The sequence below is a fragment of the Lysinibacillus sp. NPDC058147 genome (genome assembly GCF_042884205.1).
Classification (GTDB): Bacteria; Bacillota; Bacilli; order Bacillales_A; family Planococcaceae; genus Lysinibacillus.
This window is the reverse complement of sequence record NZ_JBHVUJ010000001.1, coordinates 776,008-800,949: the sequence shown is the minus strand read 5'-3', so window position 1 is coordinate 800,949 and position 24,942 is coordinate 776,008. Positions and strand designations below refer to the sequence as shown.

At 36.0% G+C, this 24,942-nt stretch carries 22 protein-coding genes and 1 pseudogene; 8 read left to right on the top strand and 15 right to left on the bottom strand.

Annotated features, from left to right (window positions below; genetic code table 11):
• Window positions 1-250 precede the first annotated feature (250 nt).
• From ACFVT8_RS03885 to ACFVT8_RS03870, 4 genes are all read right to left on the bottom strand, one after another.
• The gene (locus tag ACFVT8_RS03885) at window positions 251-1,885 is read right to left on the bottom strand and encodes an amidohydrolase (RefSeq protein ID WP_387081872.1); all 1,635 of its coding nucleotides are present in this window, start codon (window positions 1,883-1,885) and stop codon (window positions 251-253) included.
• A gap of 157 nt (window positions 1,886-2,042) precedes the next feature.
• A complete protein-coding gene (locus tag ACFVT8_RS03880) occupies window positions 2,043-2,699 on the bottom strand; it encodes a GNAT family N-acetyltransferase (protein WP_387081873.1) in 657 nt (218 codons plus the stop codon).
• 167 nt (window positions 2,700-2,866) lie between these two features.
• Window positions 2,867-4,288, bottom strand: a complete 1,422-nt coding sequence (locus ACFVT8_RS03875) for an NAD-dependent succinate-semialdehyde dehydrogenase (protein WP_387081874.1) — start codon at window positions 4,286-4,288, stop codon at window positions 2,867-2,869.
• Window positions 4,289-4,349: 61 nt separating this feature from the next.
• Entirely contained in the window at window positions 4,350-5,726 is a 1,377-nt protein-coding gene (locus ACFVT8_RS03870) for an aminotransferase family protein (protein WP_387081875.1), read from the bottom strand.
• Between the two features lie 210 nt (window positions 5,727-5,936).
• Here ACFVT8_RS03870 and ACFVT8_RS03865 point away from each other — a divergent pair, with 210 nt between their 5' ends.
• The gene (locus tag ACFVT8_RS03865) at window positions 5,937-6,848 is read left to right on the top strand and encodes a LysR family transcriptional regulator (RefSeq protein WP_387081876.1); all 912 of its coding nucleotides are present in this window, start codon (window positions 5,937-5,939) and stop codon (window positions 6,846-6,848) included.
• A gap of 294 nt (window positions 6,849-7,142) precedes the next feature.
• Here the strand turns inward: ACFVT8_RS03865 and ACFVT8_RS03860 are convergent, their stop codons facing one another.
• From ACFVT8_RS03860 to ACFVT8_RS03850, 3 genes are all read right to left on the bottom strand, one after another.
• Window positions 7,143-7,895, bottom strand: coding sequence for a hypothetical protein (locus ACFVT8_RS03860; protein ID WP_387081877.1), 753 nt, complete (start codon window positions 7,893-7,895; stop codon window positions 7,143-7,145).
• A 26-nt stretch (window positions 7,896-7,921) separates the two neighbouring features.
• Complete coding sequence (locus tag ACFVT8_RS03855) at window positions 7,922-8,515, bottom strand: TetR/AcrR family transcriptional regulator (protein WP_387081878.1); 594 nt, start codon at window positions 8,513-8,515, stop codon at window positions 7,922-7,924.
• A 518-nt stretch (window positions 8,516-9,033) separates the two neighbouring features.
• The gene (locus ACFVT8_RS03850) at window positions 9,034-9,183 is read right to left on the bottom strand and encodes a hypothetical protein (protein ID WP_053594876.1); all 150 of its coding nucleotides are present in this window, start codon (window positions 9,181-9,183) and stop codon (window positions 9,034-9,036) included.
• Window positions 9,184-9,607: 424 nt separating this feature from the next.
• On the opposite strand from ACFVT8_RS03850, the gene ACFVT8_RS03845 reads away from it, so the two are divergent.
• Window positions 9,608-11,707 carry a hypothetical protein gene (locus tag ACFVT8_RS03845; protein WP_387081879.1) on the top strand — a complete coding sequence of 700 codons (2,100 nt, stop codon included), beginning with the start codon at window positions 9,608-9,610 and terminating at the stop codon, window positions 11,705-11,707.
• Between the two features lie 191 nt (window positions 11,708-11,898).
• Here ACFVT8_RS03845 and ACFVT8_RS03840 read toward each other — a convergent pair whose 3' ends face one another.
• The 3 genes and pseudogenes from ACFVT8_RS03840 to ACFVT8_RS03830 all read right to left on the bottom strand — a co-directional run bounded on the left by ACFVT8_RS03840 (window position 11,899) and on the right by ACFVT8_RS03830 (window position 15,129).
• Entirely contained in the window at window positions 11,899-13,134 is a 1,236-nt protein-coding gene (locus ACFVT8_RS03840; protein WP_387081880.1) for a DNA polymerase IV, read from the bottom strand.
• A 131-nt stretch (window positions 13,135-13,265) separates the two neighbouring features.
• A pseudogene (locus ACFVT8_RS03835) lies at window positions 13,266-13,443 on the bottom strand (helix-turn-helix domain-containing protein); the annotation flags it as partial.
• Window positions 13,444-13,731: 288 nt separating this feature from the next.
• Window positions 13,732-15,129 (bottom strand): aminotransferase-like domain-containing protein, encoded by a 1,398-nt coding sequence (locus ACFVT8_RS03830; RefSeq protein WP_387081881.1) that lies wholly within the window; start codon window positions 15,127-15,129, stop codon window positions 13,732-13,734.
• A 133-nt stretch (window positions 15,130-15,262) separates the two neighbouring features.
• On the opposite strand from ACFVT8_RS03830, the gene ACFVT8_RS03825 reads away from it, so the two are divergent.
• On the top strand, window positions 15,263-16,429 hold the full coding sequence (locus tag ACFVT8_RS03825) for an aminotransferase-like domain-containing protein (protein ID WP_387081882.1): 1,167 nt from the start codon (window positions 15,263-15,265) through the stop codon (window positions 16,427-16,429).
• 114 nt (window positions 16,430-16,543) lie between these two features.
• On the opposite strand, the gene ACFVT8_RS03820 is transcribed toward ACFVT8_RS03825, so the two are convergent.
• From ACFVT8_RS03820 to bioD, 5 genes are all read right to left on the bottom strand, one after another.
• Window positions 16,544-16,666 (bottom strand): hypothetical protein, encoded by a 123-nt coding sequence (locus ACFVT8_RS03820; protein WP_277815945.1) that lies wholly within the window; start codon window positions 16,664-16,666, stop codon window positions 16,544-16,546.
• Window positions 16,667-17,227: 561 nt separating this feature from the next.
• Window positions 17,228-18,223 (bottom strand): biotin synthase BioB, encoded by a 996-nt coding sequence (bioB, locus tag ACFVT8_RS03815; RefSeq protein ID WP_387081883.1) that lies wholly within the window; start codon window positions 18,221-18,223, stop codon window positions 17,228-17,230.
• Window positions 18,224-18,781, bottom strand: a complete 558-nt coding sequence (locus tag ACFVT8_RS03810; RefSeq protein ID WP_387082540.1) for a biotin transporter BioY — start codon at window positions 18,779-18,781, stop codon at window positions 18,224-18,226.
• The gene (bioA, locus tag ACFVT8_RS03805; protein ID WP_387081884.1) at window positions 18,781-20,184 is read right to left on the bottom strand and encodes an adenosylmethionine--8-amino-7-oxononanoate transaminase; all 1,404 of its coding nucleotides are present in this window, start codon (window positions 20,182-20,184) and stop codon (window positions 18,781-18,783) included. The genes ACFVT8_RS03810 and bioA overlap by 1 nt, the downstream gene beginning before the upstream one ends.
• A complete protein-coding gene (gene bioD, locus ACFVT8_RS03800) occupies window positions 20,165-20,869 on the bottom strand; it encodes a dethiobiotin synthase (protein WP_387081885.1) in 705 nt (234 codons plus the stop codon). Before bioD ends, bioA begins: the two co-directional genes overlap by 20 nt.
• A 640-nt stretch (window positions 20,870-21,509) precedes the next feature.
• On the opposite strand from bioD, the gene ACFVT8_RS03795 reads away from it, so the two are divergent.
• The 5 genes from ACFVT8_RS03795 to ACFVT8_RS03775 all read left to right on the top strand — a co-directional run bounded on the left by ACFVT8_RS03795 (window position 21,510) and on the right by ACFVT8_RS03775 (window position 24,916).
• Window positions 21,510-21,956, top strand: coding sequence for a hypothetical protein (locus ACFVT8_RS03795; RefSeq protein WP_387081886.1), 447 nt, complete (start codon window positions 21,510-21,512; stop codon window positions 21,954-21,956).
• 47 nt (window positions 21,957-22,003) lie between these two features.
• Entirely contained in the window at window positions 22,004-22,282 is a 279-nt protein-coding gene (locus tag ACFVT8_RS03790) for a CPBP family glutamic-type intramembrane protease (protein ID WP_387081887.1), read from the top strand.
• A 222-nt stretch (window positions 22,283-22,504) separates the two neighbouring features.
• The gene (locus tag ACFVT8_RS03785; RefSeq protein WP_387081888.1) at window positions 22,505-22,969 is read left to right on the top strand and encodes a hypothetical protein; all 465 of its coding nucleotides are present in this window, start codon (window positions 22,505-22,507) and stop codon (window positions 22,967-22,969) included.
• A gap of 143 nt (window positions 22,970-23,112) precedes the next feature.
• Window positions 23,113-23,811: an ABC transporter ATP-binding protein gene (locus tag ACFVT8_RS03780; RefSeq protein ID WP_387081889.1), complete on the top strand. Its 699-nt coding sequence runs from the start codon at window positions 23,113-23,115 to the stop codon at window positions 23,809-23,811.
• Window positions 23,804-24,916, top strand: coding sequence for an ABC transporter permease (locus ACFVT8_RS03775; protein ID WP_387081890.1), 1,113 nt, complete (start codon window positions 23,804-23,806; stop codon window positions 24,914-24,916). The genes ACFVT8_RS03780 and ACFVT8_RS03775 overlap by 8 nt, the downstream gene beginning before the upstream one ends.
• The last annotated feature ends 26 nt before the right edge of the window (window positions 24,917-24,942 follow it).

Sequence of the window (24,942 nt, the reverse complement as noted above, 5' to 3'; positions counted from 1 at the left end):
TTTATTTTTCTCACTCCTCGAATAGTAATAAAAAAATCTTCTCGGTAAAATGATCAATTAACTAAAATAGTAGGATAGTAGACTGATTCACTATCAATTTCGCCTTGGCGTAATTGCGTCCGGAGGCTTTAGGCCAACATGATGTTGGTCACTCAATCGTTGCCACAGGACGTGGCGCTCTTAGTCTGAGTTCCTCTATTTCAGTAGGTGTTTGGACACCCACTGAAAAGGAACCAAAACCGCATTCATCTCACCACCTGTAGAGGTGGGAGTTTTCTGCTGAATGAAGATAAACAACTTCACCATCCATAATTGTTAACAAAACTTTCGTTTGAAGAATTTCATTATTTTCTACTTCAAAGAGGTTTTTATCTAGTACAATAATATCTGCTAATTTTCCAACTTCTAATGTACCCAAATCTTTTTCTCTGAATGTGCTGTATGCTGAACCTTTTGTATACGCTTTCAACGCTTCTGCGAGTGTTATCTGCTCTTGACTATTCCACTCATAATCACCAGTAAAGTCTAGTCTCGTAATCGCATGGAAAATTTCTTTAAAAGGATCTAATGTTGCTATTGGATAGTCTGTACCAAGAGCAATATACTCGACTGCGTCGTATAACGTTTTACATAAATACGTATAAGGGCCTTTCTCTTTACCGACACGCAAAGTATGACTTTCTTTTGGCATCAATGCTAGATGAGAAGGCTGTATAGATGGAACAACCCCCAATTCTTTAAATCTCTTAATATCTGTCGGATGAATCACTTCAATATGCTCTAGCGCATGTCGTGAATCTCTCACACCATTATCCATCCTTGCTGCTTCAAATATATCTAGAGCAAGCCTAACTGCGCCATCACCAATTGTATGGAAGCGAATTTGAAATCCTTCTTTGTCCGCTTTTGTCACCCAGTTTTTGATCGTTTCTACAGGAAAAGCAGTACTCCCCCGTGTTATAGGTTTGTCTAAGTAAGGATCTAACATGTATGCGGTATGTCCAGTTACAACGCCATCAATAAACTGCTTAAGTCCTGCAAGCTGTAATTTTTCGGAATTGTACTTTTCACGCAAGCTTATTGCTCTATCTATATCATCATTTAACTCAGGGTAAAGATGAATTCGAGTCGTAAGTTTTCCAGCTTCATCATATGCCTTATACATATCGAAACTATTTAACTTATCAAAACTACTTGCAAACAAATCATTTACTGATGTAATGCCTAATTGAGCTGATTTTTTTAAGAACTCTTCAAACAATTCTTCTTTCCGTTTATCCGTAAATGCGAGAGCAATATCCACAACTAAATTCATTGCTGTTTCAAGAAGAATTCCTGTGATTTCATTATTTTCATCTTTTTGAATCGTACCATTAGAAGGGTCTTCAGTTTCATTTGTAACCCTAGCATTTTCAAGTGCTAAACTATTAACCCACGAATAATGACCTTCTGCGTGGAAAAGAATAATCGGGCGATTAGGAACTACTTTGTCTAAAGAAAAACGTGTCGGCAAGCATTTCTCTGCCCAATTTGTATGATCCCATCCATAGCCAATAATCCACTCATCAGCATGCACGTTTTCTGAGAATTGCTTTACTAAACTAGCAACTTCTTCTTCCGAATGAGCATCCGATAAATTGATACTTGCATGCGAGAAAAGACTACCAAACATGAGATGAAGGTGAGCATCATGAAATCCTGGCATAATGAGTTGGTTGCCATAACGATATTCCTTCGTGTCTAAACCTATAAATGGTTTTATTTCCTCCATCGAACCTACCGCAATGATTTTGTTACCTTTAATTGCAATAGCAGCTGGCTTTGCTTCATTTTCTAAACCTGTAAATACTGCTTCACTCGAAATAACTTTATCAGCGATAACCATTTATAACTCCTCTCTTTACCTAATATTTTCTTCTAATGGAACTCTTATAACAACCAAATGAAAGCGCTTACACAATTTAAGAAGTTAAATAATCGCAATTAACAATGGGCATCCACTGTTCGCCTATTAAAATAGGCGAACATAACGGACAAAAGACTCATACTAATTTAAGCTTGTAAACTGGATTTTTCCATTCCAAAAGTGTTGCATATTCTAATGACTCAACATCCCCAGGTAAATAGCCTGGCATTACTTTATTTAATACGTATCCATTTTTCATTTGGAATGTTAATACAGGATCATATATTTTCCCTTTCATTACCTCTAGTGCATACTCATCTGCACTCATCTGCTCAGCATATTTATAGTAAAAAGGTATACGACCACCTACTAAGATACTTTCTAAGTTAAGTTTCTCACATATTCTTTTTCGGCCATCATACAAATGACGTCCCAATTGTAACCCTCTAAAATCTTCGTGTACTCCAATTTCAATACCATATAGGTTTCTACCATTAGGGTTATGATTTCGGATAAATCCTAAATCACAGATTTGAAAATATGAGTGACTATCTCCGTAATCTTCAAAATTTACAATTAGACTTAAAGCCGTTCCTACAATTTTACCGTTATATTCTAGACAAATTTGACCTTCTGGAAACAACTCAATCTGACTTTCAAAATGCTCATATTTTAATGCCATATCAGGTCCAAAACACCTCATAGAAAGTGCTGCAACTTCAGCAAGATCCTCTTTTAAAATATTGCGGACAACTATTTCTTGTCCATTATTTTTTAAATTTACTTGAGACATAATAAATTCACCCTCTTATTTTATTGGAGTTAAATTAAAGTTTATTTCTTTATTAATTGTGTAGACTGTCTCCCATACATTCTTTAGAAACTATGTATGGGAGACATGGAGAATGAAGATAAGTCTACTACAATATATTTAGTTACCTAGATTAGTAACATTTTTTATTATTTTAAATAAATCGATACAAACTTCTTCTCCAAGTACTCCTCAAGTCCATACCAACCGCCTTCTTTCCCAATTCCACTTTCCTTCATACCACCAAACGGAGCTTGTACAACCACTGGAGCTGGATCATTAATACCAACAATTCCGAACTCTAAAGCACGCGTCATTCGTAAGCCTCGACCAATGTCTCGCGTATAACAATAAGCTGCAAGACCATATTCAGGATGGTTTGCTCTTTCAACTACCTCTTCTTCCGTCTTAAATGTATAAATTGGTGCAACTGGTCCAAATGTTTCTTCTGTTGTAATCTTCATATTATCGCTTGCATATTGAATAACTGTGGGCTCAAAGAAGTAACCGCTTCCATTATTTAATGTAAATACATTACCACCCGCAATTACTTTACCATCATGTTTCACAGCGTCTTCTACTTGACTTTTCACTTTTTCAAGAGCCACTTTATTAATTACTGGACCGACATTTACGCCATCTTCTAATCCATTTCCTACAACTAATTTAGATACCTTTTCAGCTAACTTTCCTGAGAATTCATCAGCTACAGTTTCTGCTACGTAAATCCGGTTGGTGCTGATGCAAGTTTGACCTGAGTTAATAAACTTAGACACTAAGATACCATTAACTGCTGCGTCAATATCAGCATCCTCAAACACAATATACGGTGCGTGTCCACCAAGCTCCATTGATATTTTCTTCACTGTATCAGACGAATCACGGATAAGTTTTTTCCCCACACGCGTCGAGCCAGTAAATGTGATTTTACGAACATCTGGGTTACTCGTCATCTCGTTCCCAATTTCTTCAGCTGGGCCAATTACTAGGTTTGCAACTCCAGCAGGTAGTCCAACTTCATGAAAGCATTCGAATACTTTTATCGCCGAAAGAGGAGTTAAGTCAGCCGGTTTTAAAACAATCGTACAACCCGCAGCAAGTGCAGGTGCAATTTTTCTTGTAATCATCGATAACGGGAAATTCCATGGTGTAATAGCTGCACATACCCCAACAGGTTCGCGAATTACCATTAAGTGTTTATCAGCTGCAGATGCAGGAATTGTTTCCCCATAAATTCTCTTTGCTTCCTCTGCATACCATTCTAGATAGCCGATCGCACCTGCTACTTCACGAGTAGCATCTGGTAAAGGCTTACCATTTTCAAGTGTAATTGTTTCAGCTAATTCTTTTGTTTTTTCTTTCATCAATTGAACCACTTGAAACAGGTAGTTGCTGCGCTCATTTCCAGTTGTCTTACCCCAGAATTTAAATGCTCTCTTCGCACTTTCGATTGCTTCTTTAGTTTCAGTTTTACCACCTGTAGCAACAGTTCTAATTATTTCTCCTGTCGCAGGATTTGTTACATCTAATTTATTTCCTGTATCTCGCCATTCACCATTAATATAAAGCACTAGAGAACCTCCCCTTTTTTAACTATAACCACCACTACTCAACTTACTTTATAGGAATAGTTTAGTTGCGTGTATTTTTAAAAGCAGTAATCGAATCGTCTATAATTTGAATCATTTTTTCAATTTCTTCTTTGTTAATAATAAGTGGTGGCGCAATTGCCACAATTTGGTTATACGCTCCAAGCGCTCTTAATATTAATTGGCGATCGAAACATGCGTCGACTACTGCATTTGATGGGAAAACAGTTGGATCAAACAATTTTCCACTTGTTGGATCTTCATAAAGTTCAAATGCAGCCAACAGACCAATTACTCTGCAATTTGTTACAATACTATGTTTTTCAGCTAAGTAATCTAAACCTTTTTTAAGTTCTTTCTCCATTTCGTTTACGTGGTCAATAATATTATCACGCTCTAGTATTTCAATGTTTTTCAGTCCAATCGCACAAGCAGTCGGATGGCCACTATATGTGAAACCATGTGGGATAACAGCATCGAAGTTAGCAATTGTTTCTCTAATTTCATCATTCATCATGACCCCGCCAAGTTGCGAATAACCACTCGTAATTCCTTTTGCAATTGACATCATATCAGGGACAACATTCCAGTTGTTTACACCAAACATTTTCCCCGTACGACCAAATCCACAAATAACTTCATCTGCCATGAAAAGGATATTGTGCTCGTCACAGATTTTACGAACTGCTTCTAAGTAACCTTCTGGTGGAATATTAACTCCGCCCGCACCTTGCACAGGTTCAATAATAATTCCGGCAATCGTCTCCGCACCTTCTCTTTCAATTGTTCCACGGATAGAATCTGCATAGTTCGGGTCACTCTTATCACCTAACTCGCTGTTTAATAGGTGGGCTGTTGCACGAACAACTCCGTCTATATTTGATGATGCGAACTTGTGGTATGCTGCAAGACCAGTAGCTGTTTGCGCCCCTATTGTTACACCGTGATAAGCATTCGTTAGCGCAATAATCTTTCTTTTTTCTGATTTCCCTTTAAGCTCCCAGTAGAAACGAGCTAATTTAATTGCTGTATCATTTGATTCTGACCCACCAGAAGTGTAGAATACACTATTTAAATCTCCTGGTGCTAACTCAGCTAATTTTTCAGCAAGTAGAATGGATGGTTCATTTGAGAATCCTTTAAATGATGATGCATACGCGAGGGTAGATAATTGACTATTACCAGCATCTGCAAGTTCTTGATTCCCATGTCCTAAGTTCACGTTCCAAAGCATTGACATCCCGTCGATGTATTCCACATCATCCGTACTTGTAACTGAAACTCCTTTACCTTTAACAAAGATAATAGGCGGTCCATTGTCAATTAAAGCCTTCGGATTTGTAGCAGGATGTAGAAAGTGCTTTTTGTCCAGTTTAGCTAACTCTACAGTTTTTGATTGTTGAGTAATTTTAGTTGTCATTGATAAAACCTCCATTTATAAATTAATAATTTGCGATTGAATGGATACACTCTGGTATCAACTAACCTAAAACTGAAATACAGTTTAGATCCAATTTTTGAACTATTCTTAATTATGAAAATAGTATATCTTTACATTTTTATAATGTAAATTATAATATTTATATGACTTCCATATATTTTATGAATACTAAAAGGAGGAGTTATCAAAATGAACCTTCATCGTTTACATTGTTTTATTACAGTAGTTGAGGAAGGTAGCATTACAAAAGCTGCTACTGCACTGCAAATGACTCAACCCCCCTTAAGTATTTTAATTAGAAAATTTGAACAAGAATTAAATGTCACTTTGTTTAATCGTTTAGGTAGATCACTTGAATTAACACCAAGTGGAGTATTTTTATATGAAAAAGGAAAAGAATTACTTGATTTATCTGAGAATACGGAGAAGAAATTAGTCGAGTTTCATGAAGGAATTAGAGGTACTGTGAAATTGGGTTGTACTACTTCGGCAAATCTATTTATTTTGCCAAATGTCTTAAAAAAAATTCAAAAGGAAACTCCTAACATAGTTACACATGTTCGCGAGGGTAACACATCATATATTTTAGAAGAACTAAGAAGTCATAAAATAGATATTGGAATTGTCCGAACTTCAGTGAGAGCGGAGGACATCCATACTTTAACACTACTAACAGAACCTTTACTTTTAGCTCTTCCACCCAACCATCATCTATGTGAAAAAGATTCTATTGATATTGCAGACTTGAAAAACGAACGATTTCTTTTAAATACAACATCTTATGGATCAGGTGTTGCTGATGATGTGATCGAGGCATGTCAAAAAAGTGGATTTACGCCTAATGTCGTTTACTGGGGGACAGAAACATTACCAACACTTATGATGGTAATGAAAGGCGCAGGAATTTGTTTTGTACCTAGCTGTTTCAAGCTACTTAATTCTCCTGATTTACCGATACTTAGACCACTAGCAAATCCAGTGTTACAAACAAAACTTAATATAATTACACTTAAGGATCGTTACATGACATCAATTTCCAAACGATTTCTTGCGATTACCGAAGAGGTTGCAGAGAAAATGACAAGCATTTTCAATGATTAATGTGATTTAAATAATGGCGTTCAAGTAAAAATATTCGGTAGATAATGCATAATAAATAAAAATAAGCATTCTCACTTTAACATCAGTTAAGATGAGAGTGCTTTAAATTACCACCTGCTAAAGTAGGTGGATTTTGTCATGAATGTCCACGACTAAAGTCTTTTTTATCTAAGGCTGAAGCCCTTCTCAAAGCTCTTGTGCTCAAGCACACTGAACCTATTTAGCCTACTTCACTAAGGTATTGTCTATCTACAACTTAAAAAGAAAATTAAAACAACTGTATTGTTTATATCTTTAATTCAAGGATGCTCTGTCGTTATTATTTTTTTGACCTTTTATCCACTGTAGCCAATAAGAAAATTCACACGCTAAATGCATTTGATGCGATTTAATAAGACTTGTGGGACTAAGTGCAGGAAATTCAACGGAGAGCTTAACTTTTATCCCCATTTTAGTGTCTTTAATTTGGTGGCGAACTCCTCCGATAACTGTGCCATCTTTCAAACGAGCAACACCTACTGATTGATATTCATAAGAATGATCTCTAGGCGTTTGTAACCCTGTTTCATCATCGAAAACAATAAAAAACTGAGCTGGTAAAGGAGAGTTTCCAGTCGTCTCAATTACTTCAAGTTCTTTTTCTCCCAATGGTCTTAATGCATAGTGATCAGGACAAGCCGATAAATTCACCCGATTATTTTCATCTGATTGAATTAACATAAGATTATCTATGCCCTTTATTGCTTCTTCAGCTGTAATTCCGTCGAAATAGATTTCTGTCCAAGAAAATTTCCTTTTATTTCTGGATAAAGCAACCGCCATACGCATCATCATTTCACTTAATTTCAATTTAGATTCCAATTTGTTATACATTTCTTGATAAGAGTAGTCCATTTTAAAATCGGTTAGCTTATCAATCATCCTATCCGGATTATTTATTTCAGCACTTTTATAACCTAATATTTTAAAAACTTTTTTAACACGTTCTCTTTTCCATTGTGTCAATTGATCTTTTGTAATGTCTTTTCCGTCAATATAAATTTTCATATAAATTCTCCTCTGACCTGATTCAGTTATTTTAAGATGTCTTCTTTCTGATTGTATTTTAGTGTGGTTAACACCAAATTAATCATTTCTTTCTTAATTTGATTATTCAGGTCTAATTTCTTTGAATGAGCAATGCTACTGAGTCCGTATAAAATAAATCCAGAGGCTAAAATTGGATTATCGATATTGAAAATCCTCGTTCTTACTCCATCTTCAATCACCTGTTGTATTAGTGGTTGCATTTGCATGAATACTTTCTGCTCGAGCTGAAAATGTTGTTCTGTTTGAAACGAATCCACGTTTTTATATGGCGCTAGTTTTTCAACAAATGCCCAAAATGTCTCTAAGGATTCTGTCATCTTTTGCATAACGGTCAATTTATCAGAATTAAGTATTTGTTGAATTTCCTCCATGTTTTTTACAATAAAATCATTTAAGATCTCATCAACGAACCCTTCTTTGGATTTAAAGTAGTAATAAAATAATCCCGTTGCTACTCCCGCGCAATTAACGACATCTTTTATGCTAAATCCTTTTACTCCACCTTTCATATATAACTCGAAACCAATATCCATTAACTCTTGGCGTCTTACATCTGGTTCTTTTGATATTCTCTTCATAGTCCATCTCCTACTGTATTCTTTACGACTGAATCTAATTCAATAGTACATCACTGAACATAATTCAGTCAAATGTTATAAAAAAACCACTCACTTTGAAAAATAAATGAGTGGAGTTAATTTCATGTTTGTTACTCAATAATATGACCCGATTGTTGAACACAAGTTAAACATCATTGTTGAACTAACTTGCACCGTTAGTTGAATAGCAACAATCTTTTAGAAAACAACCTATATCTTTTATTCTTAGAAGTTCAAGAAATAGGCTTTAATGTACATTTAATAATTGATATAAGCTCCTTTTAAATTACTGCAACATTAGATTGATTTAATTATTGTAGTAAATAGGGGCATCTGTGGTAAAAAAGTAGATAGAGCGAATTTAATTAAGCTCTTCTATCCTTTTAATTTCTATACATATAATGTGTGACATTAAATAAGAATTCACTATTTAAAATAGTTTCAGCTAATAACTTGACTTTTAATAAAATTTTAGACTTCCTATGTTTTCATTCAAATTATTTATCTGTTTGTTCTTGCTTCTTTTTTAAATACTCAGCACGTATTTTTTCAAGTTGCTGCTTTTTATCAAATTTGGCGGGCTTGTGTTTTTCATGATACTTTGTCACAGCTACCTTACCTTTAGTATCCAATTGATATTTCCCCATTTTGTTCACCTACTTTTCTTGTCTTTAAAGAGAATCTATTCAACAAATATAATATACCTTATTTTACTGAAGTTAACCTTATTACTTTATTAGGGTACTGCAAACCTTGCATATATCAGCAAAAACTTAGTAAAATAATTCGTCGCCAAATAGTATTCATTATACTTAGTGTAGATCACCTTACTCCTTATAATGCATTACCACATCTTCTTTCTTCATTCTTGTATTTCTCGGGAAATAAAAGTTTATTCTGATATTTTTACGCATTGCATTTATTTTACTTTTTTAGTGTGTATTGTGTCATATTTAGAGTTACTGCTGCATATATAATACTTGAAACACATTTTGCATTTTTTAATGAAGCATTGTTGCTCTTGGGATTGAGGAAGAAAGACAAAAAATAATAAACATGGAGGTATTACAGATGGATCAAAACAAAATGAACGAACCAAAAGAATTAGTAAAAGCCATTAGCCCTTCCAGTTTAGGAGAATTTCCCCTCGCACCAATTAGTGGCTTATATGTATGGAGTGAACAGGAAATCCGTGAGGAATTTCGCCTCGACGTAGACGGATACTTCTCACAAATGGTAGCAAGCGGGACTATTTTTTCAAGCCAGTCTTCCACTATTCATTGGATTGCTAAGTTAACAGCTAATGGTCCAGATACTTGGACAGGCAATATTCGAAATAAATACCTAGACGAACTACAATCATTTCCTTATACAAATGTAAAAATACAGGTAATACGCGGTTCATTGCCTGAACAACATACTGCAGAAGTCGTATTTCTGATTGGAGGGGAGACAGATAAAACTAGCACGTTCCAGTTTCAATCTCCTTACTTCCATCCTGTGGAGTTTGAATTCGATGCCGAAGAAGGCACAACACCAGTTACTACCTATCAAACTCACACTCATCCAGACAAGCCAGCATCTTTGCCGGATGAAACTTTGTCAATTTCAGAAGTTTTCAAACGCACTGGGTTTGATGTAAAAATATCAGACGGTAATAATATTGTTTCCAAAGATTATACAGGGACTGATAAAAAGTGGAACACTCAAGAGATGCATGATGCCATGCAAGTATATTGGTCACACTTTGATAATAAGCCCCAATGGTCTCTTTGGACATTCTTTGCAAATTCGGAAGCTGAAGAAGGACATGGTCTGGGCGGTATTATGTTTGATAGCATAGGTCCGAATCATCGTCAAGGGACCGCCATTTTTAATAATTCATTTATTGCCGATTCACCTAAAGATGACCCCGCTCCTGAAGCTTTTGTACAGCGATATCGTTTTTGGTGTGCTTGCCATGAGATGGGACATGCTTTCAATCTCCTGCACTCTTGGCAAAAACACCTAGGTCATCCTTGGGAACCGTTAGACCGCCCACTTACTCCAGAACCAAAGGCTCTAAGCTTTATGAATTATCCTTACAATTTTGATAGTAAAGCTGGTGGCAAGGAGTTCTTTAAAAACTTTGAGTATCGTTTTAGTGATCAAGAACTGTTGTTTATGCGACACGCACCTGAACGCTTCATACAGATGGGTAATGCTGACTGGGCTGTTGATCATGGGTTTGAACAGCAGACCATTTCTAATCACCCTTCTTTTAATCTTGAATTGAGAGTTAACCGTAAAACATCTATATTCCAATGGTTAGAACCTGCAGTTATTGAAATCAAATTAACAAATACTTCGAATCAACCTCAGTCAATCAATAAACATATATTGTCCGATTTATACGGAATGACCGTAATGGTTAAAAAAGATGGAAAACAAGGACGTCGATTACTACCTCATGTTCAATATTTATGGAACATAGAGAACAAGGTAATGATGCCTGGTGAATCACTGTACGAAACCATTTTCACTTCCGTAGGGAAAAATGGCTGGTTAATTGATGACCCAGGATTCTATAACATTCAAGCAGCGATGCAAATAAACGGCCATAACATCGTATCTAACAAGTTAAGGCTACGGGTTTTACCACCTACCGGATACGATCAGGAATTCCTTGCTCAAGACTATTTCTCTGAAGAAGTCGGCCGTATCCTTGCATTTGACGGCAGTCGTTTCTTTGAAAAAGGGAACGATATCCTTCGTGAGGTAACTGAAAAACTTAGTGACCATGCTGTTGCTCTTCACGCTCATATCGCTCTTGCTAAACCATTAGCATTCGATTATCAATTCCTCGACTTCTCAAAGAACTCAGATACTAGAGGGAAAATTAAAATAATATCTGCCCAACCAGATGAGGCACGTAAACATTTTACTTCTGCATTAACTAAGCACAATCAGATAGCTGCTAAAACACTTTCCAATATAGATTATCATCAATATATGGTAACTTACAGCGAATTTCTAAGTAATCAAGAAGAAAATAAGGAAGCTGCGGAGGTACAAAATGTCCTTTATCAAACTCTATCTGAACGAAATGTTCTAGACAGTGTATTACAAAAAATCAAAAATCGCGGCGAAACTTATGAACAAAAGGAAAATGAATATTTTACGAACATATAAAATTGCTACATTGATCAGTTAAAACGCACCTAAAAGGTATTTTAGAAAAGAATTATAGAAAACCGTCATTTCGATTAATTATTTTCGAAATGACGGTTTTCTTTTTGATTTTATATTAATCATTTCTGTTTGAAATAAATCACACGTTAGCTTTATATGGAGTAAGAGAAACCTAATTTCTCTATTCTTTTTTATCTTTGTTCGTCCCAAAAGTCCTTACTAAAACTCGTATTTGCTTGATATTTCCCGACTGGTTTGGCAATATCTGATCCTCGAAGAATTGTTCCTTTTCCAAACTTTTGCTCAATTTGATCAACCAGTTTAATAATTGGTTCATCTTTTACATGCTCTTCAAAGTTAAATAACGTTAGCTGCTGTGTCGTTTCTTTAATATCACTGACATTCGATACGGTGACACCCAGTAATCGTACCGGCTCTTCGTCCCAATGCTTATTAAATAGATACCAGGCATGCTCAACTATATCCTCTTTTGAATGAATCGCATTATTTATGGACTTACTCCGTGTACATGTCTCCCAGTCAGCTGAACGAATCATGATACTTACTGTAACTCCAGCGAGTTTCTTTGCCTTTAATCTGTCTGCTACCTTTTCAGAAAGTGTTGATATTATTTTAAATAATTCATCTCTATCTGTTGTATCATGAGAAAGTGTTGTTGAATTCCCTACACTTTTCGTATCGTATATTGCTTCAGGATCGACAGGTCTATCATCTTCGCCATTTGCCTTTTGCTTCATACGTAGACCATTAATGCCAAAGTTTTGTTTTAATAAATATTCATCCGCTAAGGCTAGCTCTCCAATTGTTTGAATACCTAATTTCCCCAACTTCTCGGATGTACTTTTGCCAATCCCATGCATCTCAATTACATCCATCGGCCACAATACTGTTGGAACATCCCGCTTACGAAGTATTGTAATACCCATTGGCTTTTTCATATCACTTGCCATTTTCGCCAAAAATTTATTTGGTGCAATGCCTATCGAACAAGGGAGCTGCAGTTCGTTCCAGATTCTATCTTGCATGTTCTGTACGTGTTGCAATACATTTTGACCATCAACTATAGGAAGTTGCAAATAGCCTTCATCGATTGAAACTGGTTGGAGAATTTCGCTATACTCTTTTAACAAATTAAAAAATGACTTGGACGCAGCTCGATATCGTTCAAAATTAGGTGGTAGTACAATAAGCTCTGGGCATTTTCGCCGCGCCTCCCCGACATTCATAGTTGTATAAACACCACTTGCTCTTGCTTCGTAGCTACATGTAATAATAATCCCTCTACGCTCTTTAGGATCACCTGCTATTGCTATGGGTTTCCCTTTTAATGCGGAATCGTAAATTTGTTCAACAGAGGCATAAAAGCAATTAAGGTCAATATGTAAAATGATTCTTCCTTTATTCATATTTTATCACCTCATTTTACTAACCAAAGTATCTTCAGAATTCTTAGCAGTCCTTCTATATTCCCTTAATCATAACTTGTAAGCAATCTTGCAGCTTCTACATCGAAATTGGATTTGTTGTAGAGATTGTACGCTATTCTTTTTAAACTTGATTCGTTTAACCATACTAACTCTTTCTTTAATTGAGAAGAAACCCTTTACAAGTTTCTTTGTACGCTTCATTCCATTGTGCCCAAAAGTGATTGAATACAAAGCGAGAACAACCGATTGTTTTAGCAATCAATGTTTCCTGTTCTTTTTTGGATAGATGCGAAATTTTTATGGTATCGACTAACATTGGTTTCAATTTAACAGAGGAACGTTTGTTTCTATTTTATCACAATATCTTAGTTTTTGGCTATCGCAAACCGACATTCAGCTCCCATTACTATTAGCTGTGACCTCCTTGAATCGAGCGTCTTCTGTCGGGAATGATCAAATCCTAAAACTTTTAAAAATTTATGAGTATTTTTTCATTTTTTAACTTCGGAGATTTCTATCACTCCCCAGTTCTAAAGTACAAAAAAATACACCTCCCTTTGAAGGTGTATCGTTAGTTTAATCAACAAATGTATAATCACCATCACTTTCAAGCAAATCCTTCAAAATGATTAGCGCTTGTTCAAGCTGATTTTCAGGTGCAGTGATTGCCAAACGAACAGCATTTACCAGCTTCGCATTTCCTACGGCAAAACGTTCAGCTGCGTACACTTGCACACCTGCTTTTGAAGCTAGCAATTCAAACTGAACACTGGTGAATTTTTCGGGAAGTATAAGCCATCTGAAAATGCATTCTTCTTCTCCAAAAATGTTATAATCCCCCAAATATTGATTGACAAGGGCATTTTGTTGCTTTGCATATAACCGGTGCTTTTCTAAAATGGTTTGTGCAACGCCATCATGAATCATCCTTGCTGTAAGCTCCACCATCATTAGAGACACTGAAATATTTATGTTATACAGTGTTTCCATTATTTTTTTTCGGAGAGCTGGCGGTGTAACGACATAGGATAGTCGTAAGCCAGGTGAAATGGTTTTTGATACACTGGCAATATATATAACCTTTTCGGGAGCATAGGACGCTATTGGTGGAAGTGGTTTATCTTTAAGAAAACTATAAATCGCATCCTCAATGACGATTAAATTTTTCTGTCTCGCAACTTCCGCAATCATTTTTCTTGTTTCCATCGACATTGTATGGGTAGTTGGATTATGAAAATCTGGAATAACATAAAGACCTTTTATATGTTCATTTTTACAAGCATATAAAAGCCCCTCTCTTGACATTTCACCGTTTCTTTGTTGAATTGCTACCAGTTGGATACCAAGCATATTTGCAGCTGTTTTTATACCTGCATATGTTATGGGATCTGTACCGATTCGATCTCCTGGTTGAAACAGAGCAACTAACGTTCCAACAATGGCATTTTGTCCCCCCGCTCCAAGCAATACAGGTTGATCCGTTTGAAAATTGACCTTTTCCAAAAGCTTCATTGCTGCCTCTGTTTGCCACGCATTTCCTTCAGGTCGTCCGTACTGAAACAATTTGCTAAAGTTAGGGTCATTCATCATCTTTTTCATATAACGTGTAATATCCTCATTAGCATAATTTTCTGGTAATACTGGGCCCATTTCTATCATCTGTGAAGATTTATTTGTTGGTAATAACATTTTATTTGTCGCTGCATCAGATGAAACGAATGTTCCATTACCGATAGAAGCATAAATAAGCCCCTTCTGGCCACAAAGTTTAAAAGCTCTTGTGATCGTGCTTAAATTAACATCTAAAAAATCAGCTAATTCACGTTGAGGAGGTAGCTTCGTGCCTGGTGATAATTTTCCATTCTTGATATCTTGTTCCAACTGTTCAGCTATTGCTATATATAATGGAGCAGGACTTTTACTAATGTCCGGCTTCCAACTCATTGGATATTCTTCAAACGAATTAACTGGCATATTCTAAGCTAAGCTCCTTCTCTCTAATTTTTTGCATACAATATTTAATTGTCTTGCATACAATGATAATATTGTATGCATATGATGGCAATGATATAATTTTTAAAAAATCAGAAAAAAGGAATGAAAAATTATGCAATTTTCAGAAAAGATATTAAATACCCCGTCCTCATTCATCCGAAATATATTGAAAGTGACTGAATCTGAGGATGTCATTTCTTTTGCAGGGGGGCTTCCAAACCCAATCTCTTTCCCAATCGAAGCGTTAAAGGCATCTGCGAACCATGCCATCACAGAAAATGGTAGTCGTCTATTCCAATACTCATCTACACAAGGGTATGCACCTTTACGTGAGTACATTGCTGCAAAATATCAACGTGTGCACGGACTAGATGTACAAGCTGAAGATGTATTTATTACAACTGGATCACAGCAGGCTCTTGAATTAATTGGGAAAGTTCTTATTAACAAAGGTGATGGAATTGTCATCGAGGAGCCTGGTTACTTAGGTGCCATTCAAGCCTTCACATTAAGTGAGCCAACCTTCTATGGTGTAACACTTGAAAATGATGGATTAAACTTAGAAGAGTTAGAGAATGCACTACAACAACCAAATGTAAAATTCGTGTATACAGTTCCAAATTTCCAAAACCCAACAGGTCTTACGTATTCTAAAGAAAAACGTCAACAAATTTGCGAAATCATGGCAAAATATGATGATGTAGCGTTAATCGAGGATGATCCATACGGAGAATTACGCTTCCAAGGTGAGACATTACCATACATTGGTGCTGGTAAATTAGAAAATAGTATTTTACTAGGTTCTTTCTCTAAAACAGTCACACCAGGAATGCGTCTTGGCTTTATCATTACAAAAAATAAAGAATTAATGCAACATATCGAAACAGCGAAGCAAGCAACTGACCTACACACAAATATTTTCTCTCAATATGTCATTTATGATTATCTTGCAAACAATGATTATATGGAACACGTTCAGAAAATAATTGAGTTATATAAAAATCAAGCAGATGCCATGCTAAATGCGATGGAGGAATTTTTCCCAGCACATGTGGACTACACACGACCAGAAGGCGGAATGTTCATTTGGGCTACAATGAACAATGGCGCTTCGGCACTAGATATCTTCCAAAAAGCAATGGATCAAAAAGTTGCCTTCGTTCCTGGTGATCCATTCTACACATCAAAAACTGGTGTTAATACAATGCGCCTAAATTATACGAATGCAACACCTGAGGTCATCCGAGAAGGAATAAAACGCTTAGGAAGCATTTTATAAAGTAAAACTTAATCCGTGGGGTGTTCTTTCCCCACGGATTTTCAGTACAACATAAAAAGCAACCCTCTTCGTGCGCTATAGCGTCGAAAAGGGTTGCTTTACTTTAATCTGTAATTATTTTGTATATGTTAAAACTGCATTTTTCTTGAATTTAGCTAAAGCCTGTGTTGCCTCATTTTTGTTTGTATACTCAAAAATTCGAACGTCCTTTTTATCAAAAACTGTAATAACCCACATAATAAATTCTCCCTTCCAATTTGTTTTTGTAATATAACAACCACTTAAAACCGTGATACTTTTTTCAAACTGTTTTATAACAATTCCTTACTTGATTCTTATTTTACACCGATTTTTTTTAAAATAAAGCCTTATGTGAAGCCCTTCACAAACTGTTCAATTTCAAAACGCTTTCATTGAACAATTTGTGAAAACCTGATTTTTCGAGGTATAAAAACAGTTCTTTTCGTTTTATCCTCCGTCACTTTTTATCTCTAATAAGCCAATCGTGGGTTTTCGACGGACCTAAGCAGTCTTTTGGTAACCCAAGTACTTTATCCTACCTGAGCGCATCTACGGTTTTTATATCCGTCAATCAGAAAAAGCCGTATGTACGCCTTTTCCACGACGCACATACGGCTTTTCAATTCGATGATAATTAAGTAGTAGTAGTAGATTTTATTTCATAAAGTGAAACTTTAATCAGCGGGATTTCTTTATCCGCCACTGATTATTAGTCTTCACCAATCCCGCATTAACGGGCAGTTCATTACTGCCCGTTAATGCGGGATAAATTTTTATTTAGCAGAATGCTGCTTCTTGCTTTTCCGATAATTCAATTTCAAAGCCTAAATCCTCAAGCATACGATAGTCACTGTTTGCTTCTTGTCCTTCAGTTGTTAAATAATCACCAACAAAGATACTGTTTGCTGCATATAAGCCTAGTGGCTGAAGTGACCCAAGATTGACTTCACGACCACCAGAAATACGTATTTCCTTTGTCGGGTTAATATAACGGAACAACGCTAAAACCTTTAAACAATAGCGTGGATTTAACTCCTTCGTCCCTTCTAGTTTTGTGCCATCAATCGCATTTAAGAAGTTAACCGGGATTGAATCCGCGTCTAATTGATGAAGTGCACGCGCAATATTCACGACATCCTCTTTTGTTTCTTTCATACCAATGATTGCACCTGAACAAGGTGATATTCCATGTTTCTTCGCAATTTCAACCGTATTAACACGATCTTCATACGTATGGGACGTAGTAATATAGGAGTGATGTCGTTCAGATGTATTTAAGTTATGATTGTAACGATCCACCCCCGCTTCTTTTAATTGCTGTGCCTGTTCTTCTTTTAATAAGCCAAGACAAGCACATACTTTTAAGCCATACTTCTCTTTAATTTCTGTAACAGCTTCACTTACTACATTGACATCCTTTCGAGTCGGCCCACGACCACTTGCCACGATACAATACGTGCCAATCTTATTGTCAAATGCTCGTTTTGCCCCTGCTAAAATTTCCTCTTTCGTAATGAATGGATATTTTTCAATTGGTGCTGTTGATTTTGATGACTGTGAACAATAGCCACAATCCTCTGGGCAATAACCACTTTTAGCATTCATAATCATATTTAATTTCACTTTTTTCCCATAGTAATGCTTACGAATAGCAAAGGCACCATCTAGCACCTTTAATAGCTCATCATCATCACTATTTAAAATAGCAAGAGCCTCCTCATTGTTAATGATTTTCCCTGCAATTACTTCCTCTGCTAACTGTAACCAATTCATTTAGACATTCTCCCTTTCTACTTTTACAATTTTTAAAGAATTTGCTGAATTAAATACATTGTAAAGTCGCTCGGCCAAAAATGCAGAAGCTATCGCTAAGCAAAAATCTGCAACAATGCTGTTTAAAAAGCCAACTACGAAAATATGTGACCAGCTCGTTTTCATGTGTAACCAGAAATTCAAAGATACATATAAATACGGAACTGCTACCGCATAAATAATAATAAGACCGACAATATTTGCACCGATAAAATGTTTTCTCGTTGGCGTATCTACTCTTTCAATCATGAAGCCAATTACAAAAGCCGCCAGTGCAAAGCCAATAAGAAAGCCGAATGTTGGCTGCAATACATAGGTGATGCCCCCACCTTGTGTGAAAACAGGCAAACCAACTAAACCAACGCCTATGTAGATGAGTTGACTTTGCAATCCATTGCGACTGCCGAGCAAACAGCCTGCTAAAAATACAAAAACAATTTGTAAAGTAAAAGGCACTACAGGTAAAGGTATTTTAATAAATGCACCAATTGCGGTTAAAGCAGCAAACATCGCAATCATCACAAGTGACAATGCTGACTGTCGTTTGAACAACCTACTCCCTCCCTGTCCTCAAAAAATTGCATTATCGTCTCTTTTGCTGTATCAATCATAAAACGCATTTCATCATCAGAAATGATGTATGGAGGCATGAAATATAATATATTGCCGAGAGGACGAATCAGTAACCCTTTCGCTAAGGCAAGTTTATAGATTTGATAACCGATTCGCTCCTCACTTGGTAGTGGCTCCTTTGTTTCACGATTAGTAACTAATTCAATTGCGCCAACTAGACCTACTTGTCGATATTCACCAACAAATGGCAACTCTTCAAATGCCTTCATAGCTAGCTTTCGCATACGTTCACCCTTATTTTGTATCGTTTCAATTACACGTTCCTCTTCAAACATTGTCAAAACTTCAAGGGCTACGCGGCAAGCAAGTGTATTACCAGAATAGCTATGGGAGTGTAAAAACGCTTTCATTGTACCGTAATCATCATAAAAAGCATTATATACATCATCAGTTGTTAAAACTGCGGATAGTGGCAAATAACCACCCGTTAAACCTTTAGATAAGCACATAAAATCTGGAGCAATACCCGCTTGCTCGCTGGCAAATAAAGTACCTGTTCGTCCAAACCCAACTGCAATTTCATCTGCAATAAAATGAATATCGTATTTTGTACAAAGCTCTTGCAATCGCTTCAAATATAGAGGAGGATACATTTTCATTCCTGCAGCTGCTTGTATGAGTGGCTCAATAATAATAGCTGTAATTTCTTCGTGGTGCTGACTAAGCTCTTCTTCAACAAATTGAATGCATTGGGCTTGACAGCTTCCAGGATTCTCTTGAAAAGGACATCGGAAGCAATCCGGTCCTTGTGCTCGTATGGTATCCAATAAAAGTGGCTGATACACTTCATTATACAGCCCTACCCCACCAACAGATAAGGCACCAAGTGTTTCACCATGATAAGCATCCGTTAAAGCTAAAAATCGCTTTTTCTTTGTTTTTCCCGTTTGCATATGATATTGAAAACTCATTTTTAGCGCGACTTCTATTGCTGACGAGCCGTTGTCTGCAAAAAACACTTTATTTAAACCGTCTGGCGTTAAAGAGACTAGTTTCTCTGCCACCTTAATGGCAGGTTCATGTGAAAAATTCGCAAAGATCGTATGTTCTAATGTAAACGCTTGATCGCTTAATGCTTGACTGATACGCGGATTCGCATGTCCAAATAAATTGACCCACCAGGAAGAAACGGCGTCTAAATAGCGATTATTATTTTCATCGTAAAGCCATACACCTTGTCCTTTTTTAATAACAATAGGAGGAAATTGCTCATAGTCCTTCATTTGTGAGCAAGGGTGCCAAACATGCTGTAAATCTCTCATCTGCAATTCAGTTAATGCTTGTTTCATATTTGACCAACCTTTCAAACAAAGATGTATGTGAAATGGAATAGTCAATAATATGTGAAATATCCTGAAGCTTTGGGATCGTCGCATATGGCAAATCATGATATTGTAGAATCATTTTCACATTATCTTGTTCCATTTGACTACCTGTATCGCCATTAAATACAATGCCAAGAACCTCAACATTGCGAGCATGTAATGCCTCAAGTGTAAGCAATGTATGGTTAATCGTTCCTAGAGTTGTTCGTGTGACAAGAACGACTGGAAGCTTACTTTGAACGATGACATCAAGAAGAGTATTTTCTCCATATGTATCCAATGGGACAAAAAGCCCCCCTGCTCCTTCACAAATCACGACATCATTTGCTTGTTGTAGCAACTCAATTTGCTGTAATAAATGCTCCACATCAATTTGCTGTCCCTCCAGCTGTGCAGCAAAATGTGGTGATGCTGCTTCCTTAAACGAATAGCCATTTAAATTTTCTTGTTTTAATCTTTGTAATGAATACTTTTCATACATTGCTGTATCATAGTAAAAGTAGTACCCATTCTCATAAACTTCGCCAGTTTGCACAGGCTTATAAGGCATGACTTGTAAATCATGCTTTTGTAATTGACGCATCAGTAATGTAGTAATAACTGTCTTACCAACATCTGTATCTGTCCCGACAACCCAAAAATGTTGCATCGTTAACCTCCCCCTCTTTTTAAGTTAACCATTCACAACTTTTAAGTTAACACATTTAATTTTATTTTGTAAATGCTATTTCCATATTTCTTCAAAAACAGCCCCTTTCCTTGCGAAAAAAAAGGGAATTTTGTGATAACTTAAGAATATTTTGCATCAACAAAAAACACTAGATTCTTACTATGAGGTAAAAGCTAGTGTTGGTTAGTGTATATTTTCATAGGTTTTTTATTAAGTAGAAGGCCTATTACCATAACGTGGGGTTGATTTCCGTTCCGGCTTTGCTGACGCTACGCTTTCGCACAGAGCAAAGCTTCCTGCGGGCGTCCGATGAGCCGCTAATCCCCGAGGAGTCGCCCATCCTCCACTCCAATCATCTTATATATATCATATCACCACTAATTTTTAGTAATAGGCAATTAAGTACGCTTAAGCAAAATATCAACAAAAAGTCATTTTTTCGCTTAATAATAAAAATATAAAAGCATCATTGTACTTAAGTCCCACCTGTATATTTCTTGCTCCCATAAAACTTAGTGCAGATTAGATGTGACTATGTCAAAAAACATATAGAAAAATATAATCATTTATGTTTATATATTATTTGTAAATATATCCTTTATATAGAAGGTGTTTTCTAATGTCCTATCTGGTGCAGTTACTCATTTTCGGCATAACAGGTTCGTTAGTATACTATGGTGTTTACTATGGAACACCGCTATTAATTAAAAAGGGTGTACCATTAATTTATGCTTTTTGGTTCTTTCTATGGTTTCCTGTAATGAGTTTATTTCCAGTATCGTTACTACTGTATCATTTAGAGGGAAATACATGGACATGGCAAAATTTTTTGGAAAGGTTTCGCTTCAATCCTTTAACAGAAAACGATTGGTATTGGGTTGTGGGAGCAATTATTGTTACAATATTCGCTGACCTATTTCTTGAACCTTTAGGTAAATTTTTTGCGAGACTTCCAATGCTTGCCCCACCAAGTTATCTTCCGGCTCCATTTAATCCATTAAAAAAATGGAATTACCTCCATCTAAATTTTTTGGTGTTACGCTATATGGTAATTGGATATTATTAACCATATTTATTCCATTACACCTTTTTGCTATGTTATGTGAAGAACTAATGTGGAGAGGCTTTTTCCTTCCTATCCAACAAGATATTTTCGGGAATTGGGCTTGGGTAGTAAATGGATTACTTTGGGCGTGGATTGTTCATGCTTGTTTGAAGTGGCATTTTATCAATATGCTTCCTAGCATGCTTATTGCTCCATGGATCGCCCAATTTACTAATTCAACATGGGCTTCTTTTGTAACCCATTCTGTTGGAAATAGTTTACTATTGATTTTGTTATTAGTGGGAATAATTAAAAAAACTAAACCTCAAAATATAAACTCAAATTAATTTTATAATTCAACTTTTAAAGTCTTGTTATATAAATAAATGTAGCAAGATTTATTTTTTTATAAACACATTAACCTTTTATCAACTTTAAAGCTTGTATTTCAGCTATATTTCTATTAATCTCCAGAGAATTTTATTGCTTCATTACTTTTCTGAATTTCACAAGTAATTTAAAGGGTTTTACTCTTCGTTCGTAGTATTAATCTAAACGGGGGTGGCTGTATGTTTGGTATTTTTAAAGAGGCAGACAAGATCATTGATACTTATGAGCATGTTAGTTTTATTTTAAAATCCTTGCTCACATACGAGCTAAAAGACTTACCTATTCGCTATGAATTTTGGTATCGTGTGGCTATTCGTCAGGAAGAGTTGCGAACGTTAAATACCGAGCATCGAGCAAAGATCTCTATGACTACAGCAGTAGGGCGATTTCACCAAGCACAATACGAGGGAACTAAACAAAAATTAGCAAAGCTTGAACGTCTCGCAGATATGTATAAATCGTTTTGTATTGATGGAGAACGAGAAGCATTAAATCATCGACTCCATTTTCAAAAAGAAGCGATATCTGAGCTATATGAGCATGTCCAAAATAAAGAGCTGTATGTGTATTGCGATGCTGTACAGCAACAATTTTGGGACGCAGTAAGTGAAGATATATTAAATGCAATTGCTCACCTAGATTAGGTAGGTGGGCAATTGTAAAGACGATTCTTCTATTCCCTCATTCCTCCATCAGTAAACTCATCTTCTAAACTATATTCTTCTGAAAGTCTAAAATTTGAAACATTTCCCACTTTAATTCGTAAATTAATAAAGAGAGGACGTGAATGACAATAGATATTAACATACATAAAGGTGGCTATGTAGAAAACGAAGCCATTATTTCAAACATTCAATTTCAAGTAAACAGTGGTGAGCTAGTTGGATTAATCGGTTCCAATGGGGCAGGAAAAAGTACAACGCTACAAGCAATGATGGGTGTCCTACCCATAATGGATGGTCAAGTAACAATAGAAACTTACGGCTACGTACCAGAAAGACCAATTTTGTATGAGTATTTTACATTGTGGGAGCATATAGATTTCTATTTGCGTGTTGCTGGTAAAGAGAATTCTTTAACAAATCGTGCAAATGAATTACTTAAAATTTTCCATTTGGAGCATAAGCTACACGATTATCCCACAACGTTTTCCAAAGGTATGCAGCAGAAAGTGATGCTTATTTTAGCTTTTCTCGACAAGCATTCTACCTATATTTTAGATGAACCATTTATGGGATTAGATCCACAAGCAATGCGTAAGCTCCTAACGATATTAGAAGAATTAAAATCACAAGGTGCCGCCATTTTAATGAGTACACATGCACTCGATACGGCAGAAAAAATATGTGATCGTTTCATCTTGATTGATCATGGGCGAATTTTACAGCAAGGTACACTGGAATCGTTACGCTTAACAGTGAAACAAGAGAAAGCATCTCTTCTTGATATTTTCGACACACTGCTTGAGGAAAACCACCATGACTAACATATTGCAGCAACGAAGAAAATTAGAGCGCTCCTACAATTATAAGCTATTGGCAAGCATCGTCGATTGGACAGTCGCCTTATATGTTGTTGTGCCAGCTCTAGTCATTGGCTTTTTCCTTTATAAAGACTTTATCTTAAATATAAGTACATCATGGGTCATACATATTCCGTTAATGTTCATTATTGTACTGTTATTTCTTATTACACGAATCGAAACTATTCGTACTTATTTACAACGAGCTGATCGTCTTTTTTTAATCCAAAATCGGAAACAAATGGTACGGTTAAAACAAGCTGGTCTTTATTGGTCGTTAAGCAAACACCTAATTTTACTTAGTTCTGTCCTTGCTCTATTAGCACCCTTTTTTATAATCGTTCATCATGTAACAATACTAAAATTACTTATTTTACTTCTGCTACTATTGACGACTAATTTTACTAACGTGCTTCTTCAGTTAAAACTTCATAAATGGCAGCAGCTAGTAAGTAATATTTTTATGTATATTCTCGGTACAGTTTGCTTTTTATATGTGCCAGTTATTATCACAGCACTTATTTATCTACTACTTCTTGTTTATTGCACAAGCTATTATAATAGACATTTTGTTTATAGCACTAAATATTTTGATCAGCAAGTGGAGCTCGATCAAGCGGCTTTTTATAAATGGCAAAGTCTTTTATTCCAGATTGCTCCTGAGCTTCGAAGTCAGTTAGTACCGAAATTAAAAAAACCTCGCCTACTATGGAAAAATTCAAAGCGTATGTTTCGACGTTCCGATTATTTTATAGAGGAAATAGTATGCAAAACGATGCTTCGCCAAAAACAGTATCTCTTCGGCTATCTGCGTTTTTTATCAATGGGTATCGGGCTAACTATAATTGTGCCGTCGTGGGCGAAAATTATCATACTCGGAATTCTTTATTTTACTTTACGCTCGATGATGCAATCGGTGATCCAACAAATTTTCGAGCATAAAATTTGGTCAATCTTTAAAGTATCCAATGAACAAATTCAAGCAGCTAGCAGTAGATTGCTAAAGGGATTTGTAGATCTCCCATTATTGTGTATCCTTATTATCTTAGGTATTTTTTTAGTCTTATAAATTAAGGCTCACGAAACGTCCAATTT

Excerpts from the sequence above, each read along its gene's own strand:
- ACFVT8_RS03790 (WP_387081887.1), top strand. The coding sequence starts at position 22,004 with ATGTGGAGAGGCTTTTTCCTTCCTATCCAACAAGATATTTTCGGGAAT.
- ACFVT8_RS03775 (WP_387081890.1), top strand. The coding sequence starts at position 23,804 with ATGACTAACATATTGCAGCAACGAAGAAAATTAGAGCGCTCCTACAAT.
- bioB (WP_387081883.1), bottom strand. The coding sequence starts at position 18,223 with ATGAATTGGTTACAGTTAGCAGAGGAAGTAATTGCAGGGAAAATCATT.
- ACFVT8_RS03820 (WP_277815945.1), bottom strand. The coding sequence starts at position 16,666 with ATGTGGGTTATTACAGTTTTTGATAAAAAGGACGTTCGAATTTTTGAG.
- ACFVT8_RS03825 (WP_387081882.1), top strand. The coding sequence starts at position 15,263 with ATGCAATTTTCAGAAAAGATATTAAATACCCCGTCCTCATTCATCCGA.
- ACFVT8_RS03885 (WP_387081872.1), bottom strand. The coding sequence starts at position 1,885 with ATGGTTATCGCTGATAAAGTTATTTCGAGTGAAGCAGTATTTACAGGT.
- ACFVT8_RS03860 (WP_387081877.1), bottom strand. The coding sequence starts at position 7,895 with ATGAAAATTTATATTGACGGAAAAGACATTACAAAAGATCAATTGACA.
- ACFVT8_RS03865 (WP_387081876.1), top strand. The coding sequence starts at position 5,937 with ATGAACCTTCATCGTTTACATTGTTTTATTACAGTAGTTGAGGAAGGT.
- ACFVT8_RS03850 (WP_053594876.1), bottom strand. The coding sequence starts at position 9,183 with ATGGGGAAATATCAATTGGATACTAAAGGTAAGGTAGCTGTGACAAAG.
- ACFVT8_RS03810 (WP_387082540.1), bottom strand. The coding sequence starts at position 18,781 with ATGATTGCGATGTTTGCTGCTTTAACCGCAATTGGTGCATTTATTAAA.
- ACFVT8_RS03780 (WP_387081889.1), top strand. The coding sequence starts at position 23,113 with ATGACAATAGATATTAACATACATAAAGGTGGCTATGTAGAAAACGAA.
- bioA (WP_387081884.1), bottom strand. The coding sequence starts at position 20,184 with ATGAAACAAGCATTAACTGAATTGCAGATGAGAGATTTACAGCATGTT.
- ACFVT8_RS03855 (WP_387081878.1), bottom strand. The coding sequence starts at position 8,515 with ATGAAGAGAATATCAAAAGAACCAGATGTAAGACGCCAAGAGTTAATG.
- ACFVT8_RS03870 (WP_387081875.1), bottom strand. The coding sequence starts at position 5,726 with ATGACAACTAAAATTACTCAACAATCAAAAACTGTAGAGTTAGCTAAA.
- ACFVT8_RS03795 (WP_387081886.1), top strand. The coding sequence starts at position 21,510 with ATGTCCTATCTGGTGCAGTTACTCATTTTCGGCATAACAGGTTCGTTA.
- ACFVT8_RS03830 (WP_387081881.1), bottom strand. The coding sequence starts at position 15,129 with ATGCCAGTTAATTCGTTTGAAGAATATCCAATGAGTTGGAAGCCGGAC.
- ACFVT8_RS03840 (WP_387081880.1), bottom strand. The coding sequence starts at position 13,134 with ATGAATAAAGGAAGAATCATTTTACATATTGACCTTAATTGCTTTTAT.
- ACFVT8_RS03785 (WP_387081888.1), top strand. The coding sequence starts at position 22,505 with ATGTTTGGTATTTTTAAAGAGGCAGACAAGATCATTGATACTTATGAG.
- ACFVT8_RS03845 (WP_387081879.1), top strand. The coding sequence starts at position 9,608 with ATGGATCAAAACAAAATGAACGAACCAAAAGAATTAGTAAAAGCCATT.
- ACFVT8_RS03880 (WP_387081873.1), bottom strand. The coding sequence starts at position 2,699 with ATGTCTCAAGTAAATTTAAAAAATAATGGACAAGAAATAGTTGTCCGC.
- bioD (WP_387081885.1), bottom strand. The coding sequence starts at position 20,869 with ATGCAACATTTTTGGGTTGTCGGGACAGATACAGATGTTGGTAAGACA.